This is a genomic window from Acinetobacter sp. N1-1 (assembly GCF_056711485.1).
This window is the reverse complement of sequence record NZ_JBWXUO010000012.1, coordinates 1269813-1293369: the sequence shown is the minus strand read 5'-3', so window position 1 is coordinate 1293369 and position 23557 is coordinate 1269813. Positions and strand designations below refer to the sequence as shown.

At 35.8% G+C, this 23557-nt stretch carries 18 protein-coding genes, 1 tRNA gene and 1 pseudogene; 6 read left to right on the top strand and 14 right to left on the bottom strand.

What is annotated here, in order from left to right; genetic code table 11:
- Positions 1-10: 10 nt before the first annotated feature.
- From pstC to AC1MPL_RS06315, 4 genes are all read right to left on the bottom strand, one after another.
- Positions 11-1390, bottom strand: a complete 1380-nt coding sequence (pstC, locus tag AC1MPL_RS06330) for a phosphate ABC transporter permease subunit PstC (protein WP_479764960.1) — start codon at positions 1388-1390, stop codon at positions 11-13.
- Between the two features lie 80 nt (positions 1391-1470).
- Complete coding sequence (locus AC1MPL_RS06325; RefSeq protein ID WP_479764959.1) at positions 1471-2502, bottom strand: substrate-binding domain-containing protein; 1032 nt, start codon at positions 2500-2502, stop codon at positions 1471-1473.
- A 245-nt stretch (positions 2503-2747) separates the two neighbouring features.
- Positions 2748-4265, bottom strand: coding sequence for a pyridoxal phosphate-dependent decarboxylase family protein (locus AC1MPL_RS06320; protein ID WP_479764958.1), 1518 nt, complete (start codon positions 4263-4265; stop codon positions 2748-2750).
- Between the two features lie 3 nt (positions 4266-4268).
- Entirely contained in the window at positions 4269-5645 is a 1377-nt protein-coding gene (locus AC1MPL_RS06315) for a diaminobutyrate--2-oxoglutarate transaminase (protein ID WP_479764957.1), read from the bottom strand.
- A 454-nt stretch (positions 5646-6099) separates the two neighbouring features.
- On the opposite strand from AC1MPL_RS06315, the gene AC1MPL_RS06310 reads away from it, so the two are divergent.
- Positions 6100-6801 carry an SIMPL domain-containing protein gene (locus AC1MPL_RS06310; RefSeq protein ID WP_479764956.1) on the top strand — a complete coding sequence of 234 codons (702 nt, stop codon included), beginning with the start codon at positions 6100-6102 and terminating at the stop codon, positions 6799-6801.
- A gap of 76 nt (positions 6802-6877) precedes the next feature.
- Here AC1MPL_RS06310 and AC1MPL_RS06305 read toward each other — a convergent pair whose 3' ends face one another.
- Positions 6878-7315, bottom strand: a complete 438-nt coding sequence (locus tag AC1MPL_RS06305) for an Ivy family c-type lysozyme inhibitor (RefSeq protein WP_479764955.1) — start codon at positions 7313-7315, stop codon at positions 6878-6880.
- Positions 7316-7513: 198 nt separating this feature from the next.
- On the opposite strand from AC1MPL_RS06305, the gene AC1MPL_RS06300 reads away from it, so the two are divergent.
- Positions 7514-7849 carry a hypothetical protein gene (locus AC1MPL_RS06300; protein ID WP_479764954.1) on the top strand — a complete coding sequence of 112 codons (336 nt, stop codon included), beginning with the start codon at positions 7514-7516 and terminating at the stop codon, positions 7847-7849.
- 33 nt (positions 7850-7882) lie between these two features.
- Here AC1MPL_RS06300 and AC1MPL_RS06295 read toward each other — a convergent pair whose 3' ends face one another.
- Together AC1MPL_RS06295 and AC1MPL_RS06290 are read right to left on the bottom strand one after the other, a co-directional pair.
- Positions 7883-8977, bottom strand: coding sequence for a fatty acid desaturase family protein (locus tag AC1MPL_RS06295; protein WP_479764953.1), 1095 nt, complete (start codon positions 8975-8977; stop codon positions 7883-7885).
- Between the two features lie 12 nt (positions 8978-8989).
- Positions 8990-10063, bottom strand: coding sequence for a flavin reductase family protein (locus AC1MPL_RS06290; RefSeq protein WP_479764952.1), 1074 nt, complete (start codon positions 10061-10063; stop codon positions 8990-8992).
- A gap of 155 nt (positions 10064-10218) precedes the next feature.
- Here AC1MPL_RS06290 and fabR point away from each other — a divergent pair, with 155 nt between their 5' ends.
- Positions 10219-10902, top strand: coding sequence for an HTH-type transcriptional repressor FabR (gene fabR / locus AC1MPL_RS06285; protein ID WP_479766176.1), 684 nt, complete (start codon positions 10219-10221; stop codon positions 10900-10902).
- An 89-nt stretch (positions 10903-10991) separates the two neighbouring features.
- Positions 10992-12005, top strand: coding sequence for an AI-2E family transporter (locus tag AC1MPL_RS06280; RefSeq protein WP_479764951.1), 1014 nt, complete (start codon positions 10992-10994; stop codon positions 12003-12005).
- 44 nt (positions 12006-12049) lie between these two features.
- Here AC1MPL_RS06280 and rapA read toward each other — a convergent pair whose 3' ends face one another.
- The 7 genes and pseudogenes from rapA to betT form a co-directional block, all read right to left on the bottom strand.
- Positions 12050-14884, bottom strand: a complete 2835-nt coding sequence (gene rapA, locus AC1MPL_RS06275; RefSeq protein ID WP_479764950.1) for an RNA polymerase-associated protein RapA — start codon at positions 14882-14884, stop codon at positions 12050-12052.
- A 113-nt stretch (positions 14885-14997) separates the two neighbouring features.
- Positions 14998-15642, bottom strand: a complete 645-nt coding sequence (locus tag AC1MPL_RS06270; protein WP_479764949.1) for an RluA family pseudouridine synthase — start codon at positions 15640-15642, stop codon at positions 14998-15000.
- Positions 15643-15848: 206 nt separating this feature from the next.
- Positions 15849-15938, bottom strand: a tRNA-Ser gene (locus AC1MPL_RS06265).
- A 111-nt stretch (positions 15939-16049) separates the two neighbouring features.
- A complete protein-coding gene (tcuC, locus tag AC1MPL_RS06260) occupies positions 16050-17351 on the bottom strand; it encodes a tricarballylate/proton symporter TcuC (RefSeq protein WP_479764948.1) in 1302 nt (433 codons plus the stop codon).
- Positions 17352-17527: 176 nt separating this feature from the next.
- Positions 17528-17950, bottom strand: a complete 423-nt coding sequence (locus tag AC1MPL_RS06255) for a DoxX family protein (RefSeq protein ID WP_479764947.1) — start codon at positions 17948-17950, stop codon at positions 17528-17530.
- Positions 17951-18104: 154 nt separating this feature from the next.
- Positions 18105-18728: a MarC family protein gene (locus tag AC1MPL_RS06250; RefSeq protein ID WP_479764946.1), complete on the bottom strand. Its 624-nt coding sequence runs from the start codon at positions 18726-18728 to the stop codon at positions 18105-18107.
- 22 nt (positions 18729-18750) lie between these two features.
- Positions 18751-20828: pseudogene (betT, locus tag AC1MPL_RS06245) on the bottom strand (choline BCCT transporter BetT).
- Positions 20829-21470: 642 nt separating this feature from the next.
- Here betT and betI point away from each other — a divergent pair.
- A complete protein-coding gene (gene betI / locus AC1MPL_RS06240; protein WP_479764945.1) occupies positions 21471-22079 on the top strand; it encodes a transcriptional regulator BetI in 609 nt (202 codons plus the stop codon).
- Positions 22076-23545, top strand: a complete 1470-nt coding sequence (gene betB / locus AC1MPL_RS06235; RefSeq protein WP_479764944.1) for a betaine-aldehyde dehydrogenase — start codon at positions 22076-22078, stop codon at positions 23543-23545. Before betI ends, betB begins: the two co-directional genes overlap by 4 nt.
- Positions 23546-23557 lie beyond the last annotated feature (12 nt).

The window sequence follows — 23557 nt, the reverse complement described above, 5'->3', positions numbered from 1 at the left end:
GTATTCATGCTCATTCGTATTGCTCGCGATATTTACGCACGATATACAGTGCAACAATATTTAGGCCTAAAGTAATTACAAATAACGTTAGACCCAATGCAAATGCGACTAAAGCTTGCGGACTCGCAAAATCTGTATCACCTGTTAACTGGTTTACAATAGTTACTGTAACTGTTGAAACGGCTTCCAAAGGATTAATTTGAAGAAGTGGGCTATTCCCTGCTGCAAGAACAACAATCATTGTTTCCCCTATAGCACGAGAGGCAGCCAATAAAAAAGCTCCTATAATCCCTGGTAATGCCGCAGGTAAAACAACTTGACGAATTGTTTCAGATTTAGTTGCACCTAAACCTAGTGATCCATCACGTAAGGTTCTTGGCACCTGAGTAATAATGTCATCTGATAATGAAGAAACAAAAGGAATAATCATTACGCCCATAACAAAACCAGCAGTCAGTGCACTTGTTGCATTAATATGTAATCCAACACTATCTCCAATCATTTTGAAGAAAGGACCAACAACCATTAACGCAAACACCCCATAAACAATTGTTGGAATACCAGCAAGAATTTCAATTGTTGGTTTTACCCAAGACCTTAAACGTGGCGTTGCATACTCAGCAAGATAAATAGCAATAAACAATCCCACAGGAATTGCCACAAGAAGTGCAATAATACTTACTAAAATAGTACCCCATAATAGCGGTAATAAACCATAACTTCCTTCAGCATTTCCTGATGTGCTAAAGCCAGGGTTCCACTCACGGCCTAAGAAAAAATCTGTTGGACTAACAAAATGAAAAAACCTTAATGCTTCACTTAACATTGACATAACAATACCAATTGTCGTTAAGATTGCTACGCCTGAACATAATGCAAGACTTACACTAATAATTCTTTCGACATAGTTACGAGCACGGAATTTTTTATTAATTTTTCTATTTGCAAATACTAATCCAGCTAAAGCAATACACACCACCAAAGTAAATTGTGCATATTTTCCAATGCTCAATGCTTCAGCATACTGTTTCGCAATAACTAACTCGTACTGCTGTGCATGATCTGTAATACCAAAACCTGATGCGATTGCTTTTACTCTATCAAGTAAAACGGATTTTCCTGCCGGATCCAAGTGAGATAAAACATCTGCTGGAAGTTGATTAAAAACCATATGACTTAAGATCATAGGTTCAAAAATACTCCACAATAGAAAAATTAGACATGATGGGATACCGCACCACAATGCAACGAGCGTTCCATAATATCCAGGTCGTGAATGTAATACAGCTGAATTATTTCCTTGGCCTGCAATACTACGGCTTTTTTTTAACCCTAGCTGATAACCAATAGCAATTAAAGCAAGCAATACACCTATTAGAAGCAGATTCATCTTCTCTCCGCTATTTATGTCTACAATATAAAAAAAGGTGTGAATGAGCATTACCCCACTCCACCTTATTTTATAACTAATTACTTAACAGATTTACCTGCTTTAAAGTCAGCTAATATTTGAGCACGCTCAGCATCAGACATAGCAATTAAGCCTGCTTTATCAAGTTTTGACCCCTTGCCTGAAGTTTTCTTATTTAAGAAAAACTCAACATACTGCGGTAAGCCTTTAACAATTTTAGCATGCTCACCTTTCACATAGAAATAAAGTGGACGCGATACAGGGTAAGTTCCATCTAATACAGTACGTTCACTTGGAACAACATTATTTACTGTTGCAACACGTAAACGGTCTTTATTTTGATCATAGAAACCTAAACCAAATACACCTACAGCATTAGGAGAAGTTTTTAAACGTGCCAATGTTTCAGTATAGTCACCTGAAATTTCAACAACACGACCATCTTTACGGAAACTAGAACATGCCTTTTGTTGATTTTCTTTTGACAGCCCCTTGAAATAGCTATAAGTTTCACATCCTGCTTCCACCATTTTTTCTTGGAAGACTTCACGTGTACCATGATTAGATGCAGGAATTACCAATGTAATTGGTTCATTTGGTAATGTTGGATCAATCTGATTCCAATGTGTGTATGGATTTGCGACAAGCTTACCATTTGATGGTAACTCAGCTGCCAATGCGGTAAATACATGATATGGCTTTAAGTGAAAAGCTGGCTTAGATGAATTTGACGCAAATACAATACCATCATAACCAATTTTTACTTCTTGAATCTTTTTCACACCTGCTTTATTACAGCTTTCTACTTCTGATTCTTTAATTTTACGTGAAGCATTTGCAATATCGATTGTATTATCGCCAACGCCTTGGCAGAACTGTTTCAAACCGCCAGAAGTACCACCAGAGCCTACAACTGGTGGTTTAAATTGAGGAAAAGTGTTACCAAACTCTTCAGCCACAATGCTTGCATATGGTAATACAGTTGAAGATCCTGCAATTTGAATTGTTTCACGTGCTGCATTTGCATGTACAGTACACACTGCGCCTGAAACAGCTAATGCAAGTGCTGCATATTTTTTACTTAATTTCATTGTCATCTCTCAAAACCTCAAATTGATATCACTGATGGTACTGAGTAATATCTTTATCATATTCGCTTGGAATACATTTTGGTTTTTTTAAATGACAGTTTAGTTACAAATTTATTACACTTTAATTATAAATTAAAATAGCAACATTATTTTAATTTTCCAATATTAAATAAACCTTAAATTAACACTAAATCAACAATATAAAAGGCCACCATAAAGGCAGCCTTTTATTTAAAATCAACTAATTAATCTATTGGTGGTGTATATGTACCTGAAACAATATCATCTTTAATACGATTTGCTTCTGCTGTAATTTGAGATAATAGATTTTTCACATTATCTAATGTTACTACAGGGCTCAGTAAAGTCATTTTCAGAGACTGAGTTTCACCAACTTTGGTTACACCTACATTTGCTTCACCACGTGCAAATAGCTCATCTGCAACATTTTGATTCAAACTATCAATCAACTCTGCTGGATATCCTTTAGGAACTAACCTAAAGAGTACTGAAGCAAATTGTGGTTGTACCAATAGTTCTAACTCTTCATCAGCTTGAATATAATCTGCAACTTCACGTGATAACTTAATACCATGATCAATCATTGAACCATAAAGTGTTTCACCTAATGCTTCAACTGTCATCCACAATTTTAATGCATCAAAACGACGAGTTGTTTGCAATGATTTAGAAACAAGATTTGGCACACCATGCTCTTCATCATATGCAGAATTTAAATACTCTGCTTCATAATGCATAAAGCGATAATTCGCTTCATCTTTTAATAAGAATGCACCACAACTAATGGTTTGGAAATAATGCTTATGAAAGTCCAACGTCACAGAATCAGCTAGCTCTAAACCATCTAACCAATGACGATAGTCATTAGAAAGAATAAGCGCACCACCCCATGCTGCATCTACATGCATCCATGTACCGTAAGCTTCAGTAATTGTACGAATTTCTTTTAATGGATCAATTGCACCTGCATCTGTTGTACCTGCTGTTGCGACAACACATGCAACGATTTTACCTTCAGATTTTAATTGCGCCATTGTTTCTTCAAGCGCTTTTGTATCCATCTGAGCATTTTCATTTACAGGAACAGTAACAACTGATTGGAAGCCCATACCCATTAATGCCATATTTTTCTGTACAGAAAAGTGAGCATTTTCAGAACAAATAACTTTCACATTTTTCATGGCATCACTTGGAATACCATCACGTTGCACTGAATGTCCATTCCAATGAGTAGCTATACACTTATCACGTGCAAGTAAAACGCCCATTAAATTAGATTGTGTGCCGCCAGATGTAAATACACCTGCTTGACCTGTACCATAGCCTACTTTCTGACGCAACCAGTCAATAAGTTGAACTTCCATTAAAGAACCCGCGGGACTTTGATCCCATGAATCCATAGATTGGTTCGTTGCATTAATTAGTACTTCGGCAACTTGGCTAACAACCATTGTAGGACAATGTAAGTGTGCTAAAGAATGTGGGTGATGCACCTTTAAACTTTTATTTAAAAAAAGTTCAATCATACGCTGTAGCGCAACTTGTACACCTAAACCTTCTTTAGTTGCATTAAAAGAGATTGCAGATCGCAATTCCTTAATACTTCCACCTGTATACATTTTGTCATTTTGCAACCAAGCACTCACAGCTTCTGTTGCTTTCTCCATTGCTGACTCATAGTCAGCAATGGATTGCGCATCATTGCAAAGCAATGATTGACGATGTTGTGCAAAATCAACCATAGATTAAGCACCTCGTACAGCAGTTAGAGCTTCAGCAACTGCTTTTTTGAAGCGTTTAATTAACTCTTCAGTTTCTTCTTGATTAATAATAAGTGGGCAAAGTAAGCGGATAACCGTACCGTTACGACCACCTTTTTCAAGCAATAATTGATTATTGAAACATGCAGTCTGGATTGCTGCAGTTAGTTTGGAATCCGCAGGGAAAGAACCCATATGGTCTGCTGGCAAACGTTCATCAACGATCTCAATACCAATCATCAAACCACGACCGCGCACATTGCCAATGCATGGAAACTCTGTAGCAAGTTTCTTAATTTCAGCTTGAATATAATCACCACGCTCTTGGGCATTTTGTGCTAAGTTTTGCTCTTTAATCACTTGTAATGATGCAAGACCTGTACCCATTGCGAGTTGGTTACCACGGAAAGTACCTGTATGTGCACCTGGTGACCATGCATCAAACTTACGCTTAATACCAAGTACAGCTAATGGTAAGCTACCACCAACAGCTTTAGACATTACAATAATATCTGGTTCAATACCTGCATGTTCAAATGCAAACATTTTTCCTGAACGTGAGAAACCAGCTTGTACTTCATCAAGAATTAATACAATACCGTGCTTTTCAGTCACTTCACGAATCTTACGTAACCATTTCGTTGGTGCAACAACAACACCGCCTTCACCTTGAATGGCTTCAAGAATAACTGCAGCAGGCTTAGTTACACCACTTTCTACATCTTCAATAAACTGTTCAAAGTAGTAAGTTAATGCATCAACACCAGCCTCACCACCCACACCAAGTGGACAACGGTATTCATGTGGATATGGTAAAAACTGTACACCAGGCATCATATTACTTACGGCATTTTTTGCACCTAAGTTACCTGTTACAGACAATGAACCATGTGTCATACCATGATAACCACCAGAGAAGCTAATTACAGCACCTCGTCCAGTATATGTTTTTGCAAGTTTCATTGCAGCTTCTGTTGCATCTGCCCCAGATGGACCACAAAATTGTAAACAGTACTCTTCTTTACCACCTGGTAAATAAGATAGTAATGTTTCAGAAAACTTATCTTTTAATGGTGTTGTTAAATCTAAAGTATGCAATGGAACACCACTCGCAAGTGTGTCTTGAATACTTTGGATCACTGCAGGATGGTTATGGCCCAAAGCCAATGTCCCTGCCCCAGCTAAACAATCGAGGTATTCTTTACCTTCAACATCAGTAACCCAACAACCTTGTGCTTTCGCTATTGCTAACGGCAATTTACGTGGATAACTACGAACATTCGACTCCATCTGACTTTGGCGAGTCAGGTAGTATTCGTTAGTAGAATTATTAGTGGCTGGATTTACAGAATTAACGCTCATATCGGATTACCATCTCTGATAAGGGTTGAAAGAAATAAGTCTGGTGACGTGTGGTCTTTTGACTCGGCGCTTTAGAATTTCCAGTTAAATATCAAGATATAGAACTTATTAACTAGGAGGGGGATGATACGCTTTTTTATATAAAAATAAAGACCCTTAAAAACTTTATTTTATTAAATTAAGCAATCATTTTCATCAACTCTATACTTAGTGTAAACATGCTTATATCTAATCTCCAAATTAAAAATTAGAATTAAAAATCATATCCAATTATTTTAAGAAGAGAAACCTAAAAAAATAAAAATAAATTTATTTAAGCTATTGTTTATAATAATCTTTAGATCATTTCATTTTTATGAAAAATTATCAAAATTCTAACAAATGCGCTACAAAAATAATCTGTTTTAGAAAAAACTATAGGTAGTATTTTATATTAAAATAATAGGATATTTTTATGCGTTTTTTAGTATTATCAAGTGTTTTTTTTGCTATGTCTTCGTCAATATTTGCAGCAGAGAGCACGCCATTGAACTACGATGTGGTTAATATACAAGCAGATGCTTCAAAAGATGTAAATAATGACCAAATGCAAGCAACTCTATTTATCGAAAAAAGTAGCAAACAACCTAGTGAGTTAGCAAACCTGATTACATCCATAATGAATCAAGGAATTTCGATCACAAAAAAATATCCCCAAATTCAGACAAAAACAGGGACTCAAAGTACCTACCCAATTTATGATGATAATCAGAAACTAAAAGAATGGCGTGGGCGTGCAGAAATACTATTACAAAGTAATGATTTCAAAGCCATGAGCATTTTAATTAATGAACTACAGTCAAACTTCCAAGTTTCATCAATTCACTTTAATGTTTCTGATAGTCAAAGAAAGAAAGTAGAAAATGAGCTTGTATTAGAAGCATCCAAAAACTTTCAAGAGCGTGCAAATGCGCTTACGCAGGCTTGGAGAAAAAATACGTATCAATTAATTAACTTAAATATAGAAACCAATAATAATCAACAGTTTTCTCAACCCATGATGCTACGTGCAAGCTTTGCAAAAGCAACAGCAATAAATGCCGATACAACGCAAAATTTTGATGCGGGTAATACCAAGATTACTGTCAATGCAAATGGCAGTATTCAGTTTAAATAGATCATTAAAATCATAAAGTAGCCTACCTATAGGCTACTTTAATTTATAAAATGCATTATTGATCTTCTAAATTGTATTAAAAATTGAATTTTTTAGGAAAATTTTCCAAAGCCCCTGTAATAGATGCAAGTAAAACAGTTTTTTGCTCTATTGATATTTCTGCTTGATTCGTCATCCAAGTAAGTTGCTCTATCCCCTTCTTATCATCAAACTTAGAGTATACTGATGATATCTCCTTACTTGATGGTGAGTAAATAACTGCTACTTGTTCTGCAAAGCAATTATGTGGTTTACATGCATTAAAAACTGAATATTGTTTCCCTGCTATAGTCACTGTTTTAATCGGTGAAGACGTTGCTTCATATTTAGTCCAACTTGGAAGTGCTTTATTTGCACTAATTTTCTTAAATTCTGCTTGAGCACTTCTATCAGATAATAGGCTACTTACCTCTCCTGCATGTAGCGTTGTAATAGTCACTGTAGCCAAAAAAGTTAAAAGCATTAATTTTTTCATTTTCAACCTCTTTATAGGTTTTTAAATTACCATTATTCCATTTTTTAATTCTATATCTTTTACGATTATGTATCTTTTATTTTCCAAAATGCAAATAATGTCCAAGCCTCAATGAAATATATCGGCTTTTAAGTCACCCAATTAAATTTGAGGCTATAATATATTTATCTTTCAAATACATTGTAGACTTTTATTATCATGAAATACTTTCATGCTCATCATGTAAATCATCTTCAAGAAGACATTTATCCATCCATTGCATTTTATGATGATATAGATGACCCTATTGACTTCGTTATTCTCAATCGAAGTGCAAATAACGAGCTCATACTAACTTTAAATGATACAGATAGTGAATTTATAGATGTTATTGAAAAAATTAAGTTACTTCATAATACCATTATGATTCAAATTAAATCTCGTCATACAGAGCTTGTCGATTACGATTATATTGAAATTGAATGTGATGAAAACATGAATGATATCCGTATATCTCTTGAAACCGTATGCCAAGATCATAATATTCTAGTATAAAAAAAGCGCAGTATATAACTGCGCTTTTTCACTCTACTTTTTAAATGGGAGTGCGTATTTCAAAATACGTCCCATTACTTGACTAGACTGCTTAAATAAACTTGCATTATTGTAATTCAAACCATATTTCTTACATACAGCTTCCACTTTTGGTGCCATGCCTCTGTAACGGCGTGCAGGAACATCTGGAAATAAATGATGTTCTATTTGGTGGCTTAAATGACCCGTAAGAATATGGAATAGTTCTGAACCTTTTAGGTTTGAAGAACCACGAATTTGGCGCATATACCAATGCCCTTTGCTTTCATTTTGCAAAACTGTTTTTGGGAATACCTCAGCATCTTTTGTAAAATGACCACAGAAGATCACACTGAATGTCCAAACATTGCGAATACCATTTGCAATTAAGTTTCCAACAAATACAGGCGCTGCGCTTGGTCCTGCAATCAAAGGAAAAAATACATAATCCTTAAATAATTGCTTCGCAACTTTATCTTGAACAGGCTTCCATTCATCCCATAACTCTTTTTTCGTTTTACGTCCTAAAAAGAATTTTCCAAGTTCAAGGTTTTGTATAGCAACCCCCCATTGGAATAACGCACAAAATGGAAGACTATATAAAGGTTGCAATAAATGACCTTTCTTCCATCGTTGCTCAGGAAAAAGTCTTAATAAACCATAACCAATGTCATCATCCATACCTTTAATATTTGTATATGTATGATGCGTATAATTATGTGTCTGACGCCAATTATCCGCAGTACCTACAATATCCCATTCGTAGTTTTGACCCATAAACTTTGGATCATTCATCCAGTCATATTGCCCATGCATAACATTATGACCAACTTCCATATTTTCTATAATTTTAGAAATACCAAGTAAGCCTGCACCTAAAATAAGTGCTGGTGGAAACCATCCTGCAAACAATAATGCACGTCCAGCAATACCTGTATAACGAACAGCAGAGTATACTTTACGAATATATTTTGCGTCTTTTTCGCCTAAATCATCCAAAACTTCTTGTTTAATCTGATCTAACTCTTTTGCCAAAGCATCCAACTCTTCTTGAGTTAACTCACGATTTTTAGGATTTTTAAAAAATTCTGTTTTTACCCGCATATTCATGATATTGCTCTCTTATAAATCTAAAACGAGGTCTGACTTTGCAGAACTAATACAAATTCGCAATGAACTGCCAGGCTCTGAGTTTTCTGACTGTGTAGCTATACTCTTTGTTGTTCCTGTAACTTTATTGCAAGAACACTTATTACAAATTCCCATACGACAACCGGAAATAGGCTTCTCGTTTGCATTTTCAAGCGCATCTAAAATAGATTGCCCTTTCGGAATCTCAATTGTACGATTTGAACGAGTAAGCGTTACTTTTACTGTTCCAACCTCTGTGTTTTCAGTAGGAGATAAACTAAATGCTTCACTTTCAAAGAATTTTGCATCTTGAAAAACCTGTTGTGCTAAATGAACAAATCCAGAAGGTCCACAAGCAAATACAACTTTATGATCAAGATTTTCTATTTCTTGTGCATGCTCTTCATTTAAACGCGATGCTGTTGCTGTTTCAGATTGCGTATAAAAAATATCAAAGGTAAATTGAGAGTATTTATTAGACCATTGCTCAAAAACATCTAAAAATGCAGCCTGATCTTCATACTTAACCCAGTACAATAAATGTATTTGATAATTTGCTAACTCACCAGATTTTTCCAATGCATATAACATACTATACATTGGCGTAATACCACTTCCTGCCGCCAATAAAATTAACTGCTTATCATCATAATTTTGCGGTAACATTTCGCCATAAGGCTGACCGAATTCAACAACATCACCAATTTTAGATGTTTCACACAGCCAAGTACTCACTAGACCACCAGGTACTTTTTTTAGTGTCAATTTTACATGTTGCTCATCTAACTGAGTCAAACTATATGTTCGCTCTAATCGACGGCCATCAATTTCAACAATAACAGGATGATGTTGACCAGCTATACCAAAGTTCATACGTTTACTACAACGTATTTTTAATGAAACAGTATCGGCAGTAATATATTCTTTGTGACAGATCTGTCCTAATATTTGGTGTGTAGACCATAATGGGTTAATTTTTTGCATCCAAAAATTAAGCAGATTGCTATCACAAACACTACCTGATAAAAAATCTAAAGTTTGGCTTTTTCGCTGTACTACATTCATCTAGGTCATCTCTAATTTATGACTTTTTAATTATTATACACATGTATATATATATGTATAGTATTGACTGCCCTTTAAAACATTTCGTTACTCTATTCCTTATTAGATGGATATAAGGCTATAATTCAAAATAAAGATGATTTGCAATGGATAGTATGACCTCTTCCTCAATAATAAACTCTGATGCGCTTAATGTATCAGCAAGCCCTATAAAAACTTCAACACGTACCGTGGGCAGAAAAGCTACCATTACGAAAGAAGAGCTATTCCAAGCTACACTTAATCTTATTGGACCACAAAAAAGTATTTCTTCTCTAAGCCTACGTGAAATCGCACGTGAAGCGAGTATTGCGCCAAATAGCTTTTATCGTCACTTTAAAGATATTGACGAGCTTGCAATTGAACTCATTAATCGTGCAGGTCTCGTTCTACGTCAAATTATTCGTGAAGCTCGGCTTCAAGCAACCCAGCAAGAAAGTATTATTCGTTCATCTGTCGAAATATTCTTACAACAACTTGATACAGATGAAGGTTATTTAAGTCTACTATTGCGTGAGGGATACACAGGATCTATTTCATATAAGCAAGCTGTAGAACAACAACTCAACTTTTTTCAACAAGAGCTGCAAGAAGATTTAATTCGCCTAGAAGAATTGCATAATAGTAAAATGGCACACCCTGAAATTGTTGCGGTTGGTATTACACAGCTTGTATTTAATATGGGTGCAAAAGTTTTGGATCTACCACTTAAAGAACGCCGTAGAACTGCTGAACAAACCATGCTAATGATACGTATGATTTTAGAAGGTGCTCGAATTTTAGATCAGAAACACAAATAAAAATTAACCTCTTTAAGTCATATTTCATAGTATATCTATTACTATAAAGAAGCCTTATTACTCATATACCAAATAAAAGCCGATAAACTATGAACCTATTCAGTGATCGTCAATGTGTTATTGCAAGCTATATTATTGTATTTATTGCATTAATTTGTATAATTCCACTACATTTACTTTCTAGCTTCTTTGCAGGTTTTTTAATTTACGAAATTATTCGCTCATTAAACTCTATTATTGAACGCTACACCAAAAGCAATAAAACCAAAGTCATTTCAAGTATTGTTCTTAGCCTACTGATTGTATCTATTCTTATTTTAGGTCTAACAAGTTTAATCAATTTCGTACTCCATGACCTACAGGGCTCTGGATTAACAGCTTTTAGTAATCAGATTGATAAAACTTTGGCAAGCATTCAACAAGAAATAGCTCACTACTTACCAAGTTATATTCCAGATGATGTTTCAGATACAAAAGACAATATTGTTGATTTTCTAAAAGACAATATAGAAACTTTGCGACATGCAGGTACAGACTTATTACATAATATTGCAACAGCAGTCATCGGGCTTATTATTGGAATCTTAGTTTCAATGCAAACCCGTTCAAAGGAAAATGAACCTGCATTTAAAACTGCTATGTTTAACCGTGTAATCTATCTTTCAACTTCATTTCGTAATGTAGTTTTTGCACAAATTAAAATTTCACTCATTAACACAGTACTATTTATTATATTTGCCTTTATTTTACTTCCTGTGTTTCATGTCACCTTACCATTTATTAAAACACTCACTATTTTGACATTTATTTTTGGTCTAATTCCAATTGCAGGTAATTTAATCTCAAACTCACTGATTGTTGTTGCAGGATTAACAATCTCCTTACCCGTATCTACAGCATGTTTAGTCTACTTAGTACTTATACATAAACTTGAATATTTTATTAATGCACAAATCATTGGTACCAAGATTAATGCAAAGGCTTGGGAAGTATTACTTGCCATGCTTATCTTTGAAGCAATTTTTGGTATGGGTGGGCTCATTGCTGCCCCTATATTTTATGCATATTTAAAACTCGAGCTTAAACAAGCAGAAATGATCTAAATAAAAAAAGCCCTCATATTGAGGGCTTTTTTTATTATTTAGGCCTATGCTTTTACTGTAACTAGAATCTGAATTGCTTCAGGCGTTACAGAAAGATGATCCAATAAACTTAAACCTTCTGCTTGTAATCGCTGTAATCGTTCAATTTCATCTTGACGAATACTTGGATTAAATGCTTTCAAATACGTTAAACGATCAATCTCATATTGCCACTGTTTTCCATAGTTCTCTTTGGCTTGTTCTTTCAGCATCGGCAACTTTTCTTTTGCTAAACCTAAAGCTTGTTCATAACGTTCTTCAACAGTATCACGGCGAGCCTTAACAATTTGACGGCAACTATTACCATCTAAATGTTTAAGGTGTGGACGCAAAATTTCAGGAGCAATTTTCTGTGACAAATCTTGTCCATTTTCACTCAGTAATACACGAATTAATTGCGTTGGCAAACTTGCAGGAAGATTTAATGCTTTTGGTGCAATAACATCTACCTTAAACCACACTTCAACCAATACAGCACCCGGTTTAATCGCATTTGATTTAAGTAAAGCAACATTCGTACTACCAAAAGATTGTGTACGAATCATTTCCATCATACTTTCAATGAACGGATGCTCTAAGGTTAAATACTGTGCATCTTCACGAATTTGCGCTTGATCTCGATAGAACGTTGCCGTCATACCATCTTCTTCAAGTGTTAAGCCCTGCACTTGCATTTGATCAGTCGGCTTAATAATCACCGTGCCATTACTTTGTTCATCAAAATCTATATTTGTAGAGGACATGAATCTTTTTACAAACATTGGTAATGTTGAGTTGTCATCATAGTCATCTAACGCTTGAACAATATTTTGAGCTACGACAGGACGACATGAATTATATTCAAGTAAACGATCTCGACCTTCTTGCAACTCTTGCTCTAATGCCTGACGTTGAACAGTCACACGTGTTAAAAGATCTTCAAATTCCTGACCTTTATCTTCGAGTAAGGAATCTTTCAACTCTACAATAAAGTTCTCTTGTAACGTCTGTGCTGTTGGTGAAATATGATTAAAAATATTTAATGCTTCATTATACCAACGGAACATTCTTTCTTGTGCTGTCCCTAGCAAATAAGGTACATGAATTTGAATACGGTTTTCCTGACCAATCCGGTCAAGGCGACCAATACGCTGCTCAAGTACATCAGGGTTTGCGGGTAAATCAAATAAGATTAAATCGCTTGCGAACTGAAAGTTACGCCCCTCCGAACCAATTTCAGAGCATAGTAAAATTTGTGCACCACCATCTTCAGCAAAATATGCTGCAGCCTGATCTCGCTCTAACAAGCTCATGCTCTCATGGAACATTGCTGTACGAATACCTGCATGCAGACGTAAAGCATTTTCTAATGCTTCCACTACAGGACCACTGCGTGCAATTAGTAAAACTTTATTCTGTTTAAGATCTTTACGCAAAATTTCCATGAGCCACTCAACACGTGGATCATTTTGCATCCAAGCACCATCAATCTGAGCTTCTTCAGGCCACATCTGTTCACGCAATTTACCAGTTTTAGACCATGTGTTTGGCGCAGGTAATGGTGCAGGTTGACAATCACGACCAGGGAAACCTTGAATGGCTTCACGCGTATTCCTAAATAAGATACGTCCTGTACCATGACGATCGAGAAGTTCTTGAATCGCTTGATAACGTTGGTCTTCTTGATCTTGTATGCGATGCCCAAGTAGCTTTTCTACAATTTGTAGATGATCTTCTGTGAGCGGTATATCAGACATTAAAACTTCAGCAATTTTTGCAGTATGTTTATACTTTTCTTCTTCATCTAAGAAACGATCTAAACTACTAAAACGCTGTGGATCTAATAAGCGTAAACGTGCAAAGTGGCTTTCTACACCCAATTGTTCAGGTGTCGCAGTTAAAAGTAAGACACCTGCGGTTTGCTCTGCGAACTCATCCACAAGATCATAACGGTCATTACCGCCTTCCTCTTCATTCCACATCAAATGATGTGCTTCATCGACAACGAGTAGATCAAATCCTGCTTCTAACGCTTGCTCACGTAAATCTTCGTGATCGACCATTAAGTCTACGCTTGCAATAATACATTGTTCCGTATGGAATGGATTTAGCTCAGGATCATGTTCACGAATTGCTGCTGTACGCGTCAAATCAAAAATAGAGAAATTTAGATTGAAACGGCGACGCATTTCAATCATCCACTGATATTGTAATGAATCAGGAACAAGAATAAGAATCCGCTCAGCACGTGCTGTTTTGAGCTGCTGATGGATAATTAAACCCGCCTCAATTGTTTTACCCAAACCAACTTCATCAGCTAAAAGTACACGCGGTGCAAAACGCTTACCCACTTCATGTGCAATATAAAGCTGATGTGGAATTAAGCCCACTCGTGCACCAATCAAACCACGTAGTGGATTCGATTGCATATTTGCTTGCATTTGCAATGCTTCAATGCGCAAGTCATACCAAGATTTCGCATCAACTTGACTTGCAAGTATACGATCCAATGGTTTAGAAAGTTGAATATGCGCGCCTAGACGTGTTTCATTCAGTGTCTTTCTCTCAACTTCACCATTTTCTAATGTACGCACAGCATGATAACGGATAACACCAAATCGCTCTTCAGCAGACTCAACATTCCAAATTAAACCTTCTTGGTCATGTAACTCATCTTTCGTATTAAAAATAATACGAGATAATGGCGCATTCATTTTTGCATAAACACGCGTCTCATCACTCTTAGGAAATAAAATGCTGACAGAACGCTCATCCACATCAATAACAACACCTAGACCGAGTTCCGTTTCTGTATCGGATAGCCAACGTTGACCAATAGCGAACTGTTGCAATTTTCTCACCTTTTTAAATTCATACTAAGAACAATGAAAGTGTTCTTAGTTTTAATACAAATATTTTCGCACAAAAACCACTAAAAAGTGAGTTTGAAATACGATCAATTTTTTAAAATATGTTAAAACGGTACAGCACACTCAAAATGTAACTGTTTGTTTGTATACGGATGGTAAAAATCTAATTGGTATGCATGTAAGCATAAACGATCTGACCATGTTTGCTGTTCAGCCGATGAATATAATGTATCACCAACTATAGGATGCCCCAAATACTGCATATGAACACGCAACTGATGAGCACGACCTGTAATAGGTGTCAATTGAACACGCGTCACCCAATGACCATTAAGCTCAAATTGCTCTAATACTTCCCAATGTGTAATCGCAGGCTTTTTGTGAGATTCATCTACAATATGTAATGGTGGGCGCGTTTCATCGTAAATTACTGGAATATTAATTTCACCTTTGCCTGTTAATTTTCCAACAACCAAAGCTTGATATATCTTTTTTGTTTGACGTTCCTGAAACTGTCTAGAAATTTTATTTTGCCCAAGTCTTGTTAAAGCAAAAACTAAAATCCCAGATGTATCCCTATCTAATCTATGAATCAATAATGTTTTTGGTTCTAACGCAGTCAGCCTTGTAAGTACACTGTCATACAATGCTTCACCTTTGCCCGGCACACTGAGCAATCCCGCAGGCTTATGAATAATCATAAAATCTACATCACGATGAATCAAATGTTCCGTTAGAAAATTACTCAAAACTTAATCCCAAGCCAGTCGCGAAAAATAAGGCGTGTCATCATAAAAATCTTAAATTAGAAATACAATAGAAAATATCTTACATATTGTATTTTTTAAAAATTTATATGGTTTTCATACATAAGTATATATGTAATATCTCATACAAACGATTTATTCAATAGCATAAAAAAAGCCACTGAGGTTTTCAGTGGCTTTTTAGAATTTGGCGGAAGCGGTGAGATTCGAACTCACGGAGGGGGTAAACCCTCGTCGGTTTTCAAGACCGGTGCATTAAACCGCTCTGCCACGCTTCCATGTGCGGTATATTATAAATATTCCTATCTTTGATCAAGCTGTTTTAAGCAAAATACCACTCAACTGAATATTGTTTCGCCAAATCATGAATTTATGATTAAAAAATGACTTCACGAATACCGTTTTGGTATATTTTTTGAACTGTAATGCAACTTTGCAACTGAGAATATATATAAGCAAGCAATCAAACTGAGTACCGCAGAGCTCATAAGCCAAAATGCTGGTGTACTTTGACTTCCCGTTTGTTCAACAATATATGTTGCAATTACAGGTGTTAAACCACCAAATACCGATGTAGCTAAACTATATGCGATTGAAAACCCTGCTGTACGTACAGATGCAGGCATAATTTCAGTTAAAGTAACAACCATTGCACCATTATAAAAACTATACATTAGAGAAAAGCAACTTAGGACAATTAACATTCTTGTAAGTGTAATTTCTGTAGTAAGCCAGTTTAATAATGGATATGCAGAAAATAAAATTAGAATTGTCATTGTCATTAACATGACTTTGCGTCCATATTTATCTGCAAGTACTCCACCAATAGGTAAAAGAATAAAATTACTTACTCCCACAACAATAGTCGCAATAAGACTCTGTTTTGTTGTGAGATGTAATACTTCTTTACCATATGTTGGTGTATATACCGTAATAAAGTAGAACATCGTTGTTGTTGTTGCAACCATCAACATTCCTGCAATAACGACTTTCCAATTAGTGCATAAAGTCGCAAATATTTGCTGTATTGTTAGCGTTTCTTTTCTATTTTTAAATGCTTCTGTCTCTTTTAAATTCCCACGCAAATAGAAAATTGCTGGAATAATGATACAACCGACAATAAATGGGATTCTCCATGCCCATTGTGAAACCTGTTCTGTTGTAAAAATTTGGTTCACAGCAAAACCTAATAAGGCTGCAAAAATAACAGCTATCTGCTGACTCGCAGACTGCCAACTGGTAATAAACCCTTTATTATGATCATCTGCGATTTCTGATAAATATACAGATACGCCACCTAATTCTACGCCTGCAGAAAATCCTTGCGCTAAACGACCAACCAATATGAGTAATGAAGCTGCAATACCAAGCGTTTCATAGCCAGGTGTAAAGGCAATAATTAAAGATCCAAAAGCCATAATGGTTAAAGTCACCATTAGGCCCTTTCTTCTACCTATACGATCAACATAGGGCCCTAATACAAGGGCACCAATAGGTCGCATAAAAAAACTGACTGCAAAAATTAAAAATGTTTTAATAAGTGCTGCATAAGTACTCTCTGAATGAAAAAATGTTTCTCCAATAAATTTGGCATATAGTCCGAACAGAAAAAAATCATACTGCTCTAAAAAATTTCCACTCGTGACATTAAAAATATCACGTATACGAGATTGCTGACGTCCTGCTTGCATCTCGACACTCCTAGTCTTCGTACTAAATCAACTTTAAAATATACATAAAGTGTTGACTAAAACTTAAAAAACACCCTATCTTAGACTAAAGAATGACCATTTTTATACCAAAGTAGAATCCATTCTACTCAAGTAAAAAAGGATGGCTTAGCCATCCTTTTCTTACGTTTGTACTATTAATGTTTATCTAAAGAAATTTCACCAGGGCCTGTTACTGCCAACAATAAGAATCCACCCATAATACTAATATTTTTATAAAAATTAATCATATTCATTTGAACCGCATCACCCGTCATCGACCAATAAGCATGACCAATAATTGCTGTACCTAAAGTATAAAACACAAATATAATTGCTAATGGTCGAGTATAAAACCCAACTATAATCAGAATTGAACCAACTACTTCAATCAGTACTGCAATTGCAGCTGAAACAGTTGGTAATGGTGCATGCAATGATGCCATATAACCTACTGTGCCACTAAACCCCATCATTTTAGGTAGTCCAAAAAGAAGGAATAAAACAATTAGTAGGATACGTGCAACAAGTAAAACCAATGATTTTGACGATCCAAAATCGAAATAACGTAGATTATTCATCTTAGTAGCCTATATTCTTAACTTATACGATATGTAGTTATTTTACTGATACATAGTTCTAATAAAATATTATTAAAAGTATTCTCTGTTTCATTTATAGAACGAAATAATTTTTACTTACAACTTATTTAAACAAACACTTTTTATAAACCGATTAATGTATTCCTGCATTTTGTACCAAACGTGTAATACCTGTAACAATCATGTCTATCGCAATTGTTCCAATAAGCAAAGCGGAGAAGCGCCCAACAATATCAAAATAATAATCAACATATTTTGCATGCTTATAACGCAAATTATCATGCAAAAATTTCATTAGCATTAAAATAGAAGATGTCAGCAATAAGGTTATTGCAATAACAGCTATTGCACCCCAAATTTTAATCTCCATACCCATTACAACAGCAGCACTGATTGTACCTGGCCCTATCATAAAAGGCATAGCAACCGTTCCTGCTAGATGTTCAGGTGCAGCACGAATATCACCAATCGTATCTGCACCTTGAAAGACATAGCGATAGCCAATCACCAAAAAGATGATTCCCCCAAATATTTGAAACGACTCAAAACGTACATTTAAGTACCTGTTAAAAATCGCCTCACCACCCCATGCAAAAAATACAAATACTGCATACGCAATAAGACTGCCTTGTATTAGTGCCTTATTAAATATTTTCGCATCTGTGTTTCTAATCATTCCCACCATATAAATACTCATAAGGAATGGGTTTAGAAGCGAAAACAACAATGCAAACGAGTGAATATAAGAAGTAAACATCTTATGGCGTTACTCAAAAATACTAGTCTTTAGGGTCAGGGAAACTTAGCGTTTTACCTACCGTTGTTTCACGATTCAAATGCAAGAATGTTAAATGACGTTCATACTTATCTAAAACATCATTAATCACTTGCTCTTTGTCATAGCCCATTAAGTCATTCCCCTGACTACCCTCAAACAAGAATGTTTCTAGACGATAGTAATAAGTATTACCTAACTTGCTACGTTTACTGAATTCAGGTGCATGATAACGCTGTGGCCAAATTTGGTAAACAAAATTTTGCTCATCATGTAAATCTACAGTTAAATCAATATGGTAAAGTTCGCTATCCAACTCCTCTTCCATATTACTAATCGATAGATTAACAGCAACACCCTTTTCTTTCAGCTCTTTCATTACTTCTTCTAATGCTGGATTACATACCTCATTCAGCATCTGTAATGTTGCTTTTTTCCCAGGATGGTGCATTACACGCGATAAACGTTGTTTCCAATTCAAAATATCGACATTACCTACAACAGGTGCAGCATTTAATAATGCACTTTGTGAGCGATGATCTTCCAATCTTAATGACTTTAGAATACCTATCATTACAAAGATCATGACGAAGCTAAATGGCAAGCCCATAATAACTGTCGCTTTTTGCAATGTGATAATACCATTAGACATAAGCATGGCAATTGTAAGAACACCAATAACTACAGACCAGAAAATACGAATCCAGTTTGGAGCATCACTATTTACATCTTTTAAACGATAGCAGAAACTACCAAGCACAATTGCCCCAGAGTCCGCTGAAGTTACATAGAACAGCAAGCCTGTAATAAAAGCTAAAACAGCAGTAAACGAGAACCATGGGTAGAAAGATAGAAGCTTATAAAAACCAAGTTCAGGCTTTGCTAGAATTTCTTGTGCAAACTGCAAATTACCATGAATAATTTGGTACAACGCACTATTACCCATGACAGATAACCATGCAATTGTGAATAAGATAGGAATGATTAAAGTACCTACGACAAACTCACGAATTGTACGACCTTTGGAAATACGTGCTAAGAACAAACCAACAAATGGTGCCCAAGCAATCCACCAAGCCCAAAAGAATAGCGTCCAGTCACGAACCCACTCTGTCGTATGTTTATTCTGATCTTGGTTATATGCAAAGGTATCTAAAGTCATTGATGTAAAATGACTAAGATAATCACCAATATTTAGCACTAAGCCATTGAGTAGAAACTTCGTATCACCCAAGAATAAAATAAATAGTAAAAGACCAATTGCGAAGTAAATATTTAATTCGGCGAGGAATTTTACACCCTTATCTACACCTGTTGTCGCAGAAATAATACTAATACATACGGCAAAAACAACCAGCCATGATTGCACAGTTAAACCTTCGTGCACACCAAAAATAAGTGATAAACCATAGTTTAACTGTACAACCCCAATACCACAGGTCGTTGCAAGACCAAAAATAGCACCTAAAATTGCAGAAATATCTACAAGATGCCCAATCGTGCCATTCACTCGATCTCCAAATATTGGATAAAGTGCAGAACGAACAGTCAGTGGTAAATTATAACGGTAAGCAAAATAGCCAAGTGCAATACCAATTAAGGCATACATACACCAGCCCGTTAGGCCATAGTGAAAAATCGTAAATGTAATTGCTTGACGTGCAGCATCAATAGTTTGACCTGATCCAACAGGTGGTTGCATATACTGTGTAATTGGCTCTGCCACTGAGAAGAACATTAAGTCAATGCCTATCCCTGCCGCAAACAACATAGATGCCCAACTCACCATATAAACTCAGGCTTAGAGTGTTTAGGCCCTAATTTAATTTCTCCATAACGAGAACAAGCAAGAAAAAGAACAAAAACAATATATAAGGAAGCTATTGCAAAGTAATACCAGCCAAATGTAGATGTTACCCAATCTAATACCATATCTAATGCTTTTGAAGCTTCAGCATTAAAAAAAATGGTAAACAGGGAGAACACCACTACAAGTCCCGCAGAAAAATAAAATACAACATGGTTGAGTTTATCTTCAGTTGGTACAATCTTGTGAGTACTGGAGGAGTTATCTTGATTCATACAATCCTCTTTTTATTGATAAAAAATAACTTTCACTTAATGTAAAAGTTTTAAATGCACAAACTTGTGTCTAACTTATAAGCACGTTCATTCACTATAATCGCAGATTATGAACATTTAGGCACTTATACATTCGATGTAGCTACTGCACTTTATTTTTCGAAGATGTCACACATCTAGGACAGGTTTGCAAACCTGATGGTTCATCTAAAAAGCAAGAAATGAATGAATCTTTCATACTTATTATAAAATTAACCCATTGAGTTAAAAATATAAAACAACGATATGACAGAACATAGATCCAATGAAAAAAATATTTATTGAATCTTATTCGGCTTATACCAACTTTAATACTTTATAAAAATATTAAAGGATAAATTATGGCATACAGTACATCCTACTGTATTTAAAAACCCTCATAACTTTAATGTCCCACCTAAGTTAATTTCATATAACTAACCTAGCCCTAATAACTAAACAATGACGCATTTAGAAACGAAAATACAGTAAATCAACAACATTTTCATGGTCGATTATACACCAATTGATTGAACGTTCAATCAATGATATATTATTGTGCAAATCAGGCGATATTATCGTTAAAATACATCATTTCTTAATATGAAGATGGCATTAGGTAGTATGAATACAAGTCGAGTAAAACCTGAGCATGTTCGTCGCGAACAAATTATGAATGCTGCTTTCGATGTCATTTATGAGCTAGGCTTAACCAATACGACCATTGCCAAAATTGCTACAAAAGCAGGGTTATCTACAGGTATTGTGAGCCACTACTTTGGTGATAAACAAGGCTTAATTAATGCTTGCATGCGTGCAATGCTCAATGAGTTAAGACTGCAAACAGATCAATATAGGGCAGATTCAGATGATCACCCTGCTGAAACGATTAAAGCAATTATCGACTCAAATTTTGATGCAAGCCAAACAAGCGCAAAAGCAATGCGCTTATGGCTTGAATTCTGGGCAGCGAGCATGCACACACCAGAGTTACAACGTTTGCAAAAAGTAAACGATCAAAGATTATACTCTAATTTAAGGTATTACTTTCTTAAATTATTACCAGAACAACAAGCAGATACTGCAGCACGAGGTATGGCAGCACTCATTGATGGCCTATGGTTACGAGGCAGTCTAATGAGCTATCAAGACACTTTCGATGCAGATCAAGCACGCCATATTGCTTATAACTATTTAAATACACAGATTAAGTTGCAGGAGATTGAATCATGAGTAACACACCTGTTCATCAGCTTTATATTCACGGCGAATATGTAAATTCATCACAAGATAAAACCTTTGATACAATAAACCCTGCAACTGGTGAGGTTATTGCACACATTCAAAGTGCCTCTAAAGAAGATATACAAAAAGCCGTTGAAAGTGCACAACAAGGGCAAAAAGTTTGGGCTGCTATGACTGCAGTAGAGCGTGCACGTATCCTACGTCGCGCTGTAGATTTACTTCGTGAACGTAATGATGAGCTCGCAGAACTTGAAACTTTAGATACAGGTAAAGCATATAGCGAAACCTCTACAGTAGATATTGTTACAGGTACAGATGTTTTAGAATATTACGCAGGTCTAGCAACAGCAATCCAAGGTGAACAAGTCCCTTTACGTGACTCTAGCTTTTTCTATACACGTCGTGAGCCTTTAGGTGTTGTCGCAGGTATTGGTGCTTGGAACTACCCTATTCAAATTGCGCTTTGGAAATCTGCACCTGCTCTTGCAGCAGGTAATGCTATGATTTTTAAGCCAAGCGAAGTTACGCCTCTCACTGCATTTAAATTGGCTGAAATTTACACTGAAGCAGGTATTCCTGCTGGTGTATTTAACGTTGTTCAAGGCTTCGGTGAAGTTGGTGCAATGCTTGCAGAGCATCCTGTAATTGAAAAAATATCATTTACAGGCTCTGTACCTACAGGAAAAAAAGTAATGGCAACTGCTGCAAGTTCTTCTTTAAAAGAAGTAACTATGGAGCTTGGTGGTAAGTCACCGCTCATTATTTGTGAAGACGCAAATATTGACCGTGCAGCAGATGTTGCAATGATGGCCAACTTCTTTAGTACAGGTCAAGTATGTACAAATGGTACGCGTGTATTTATTCCTAAATCACTCAAAAATGATTTTGAACAAGCACTTCTAAAACGCGTTAAAAATATTCGTCTTGGACATCCAATGGATGAACAAACCAATATGGGGCCTCTAGTCAGTTTCCCACATATGGAAAAAGTACTTTCTTATTTAGATAAGGGTAAAGCACAAGGTGCAACTGTACTTTGTGGTGGTCAGCGTGCAACCACTGAGTCACTTGCACAAGGCGCTTATGTAGAGCCAACAATTTTTACTGATTGTTCAGATGATATGGACATTGTAAAAGATGAAATTTTTGGACCTGTGATGAGTGTACTCACTTATGAAACAGAAGAAGAAGTGATTTCTCGTGCAAACAATACACATTTCGGTCTTGCTGCAGGTGTTGTAAGTGAAAATATATCACGCGCACATCGTATTATTCACCAAATTGAGGCAGGTATTTGTTGGATTAATACTTGGGGAGAGTCGCCTGCAGAAATGCCTGTTGGTGGATACAAGCAGTCAGGTGTTGGGCGTGAAAATGGTATCTCAACTTTAGAACACTATACACGTATCAAATCTGTACAGGTTGAAATGGGCGAATACGCGTCTATTTTCTAAAGTATCCCCTCA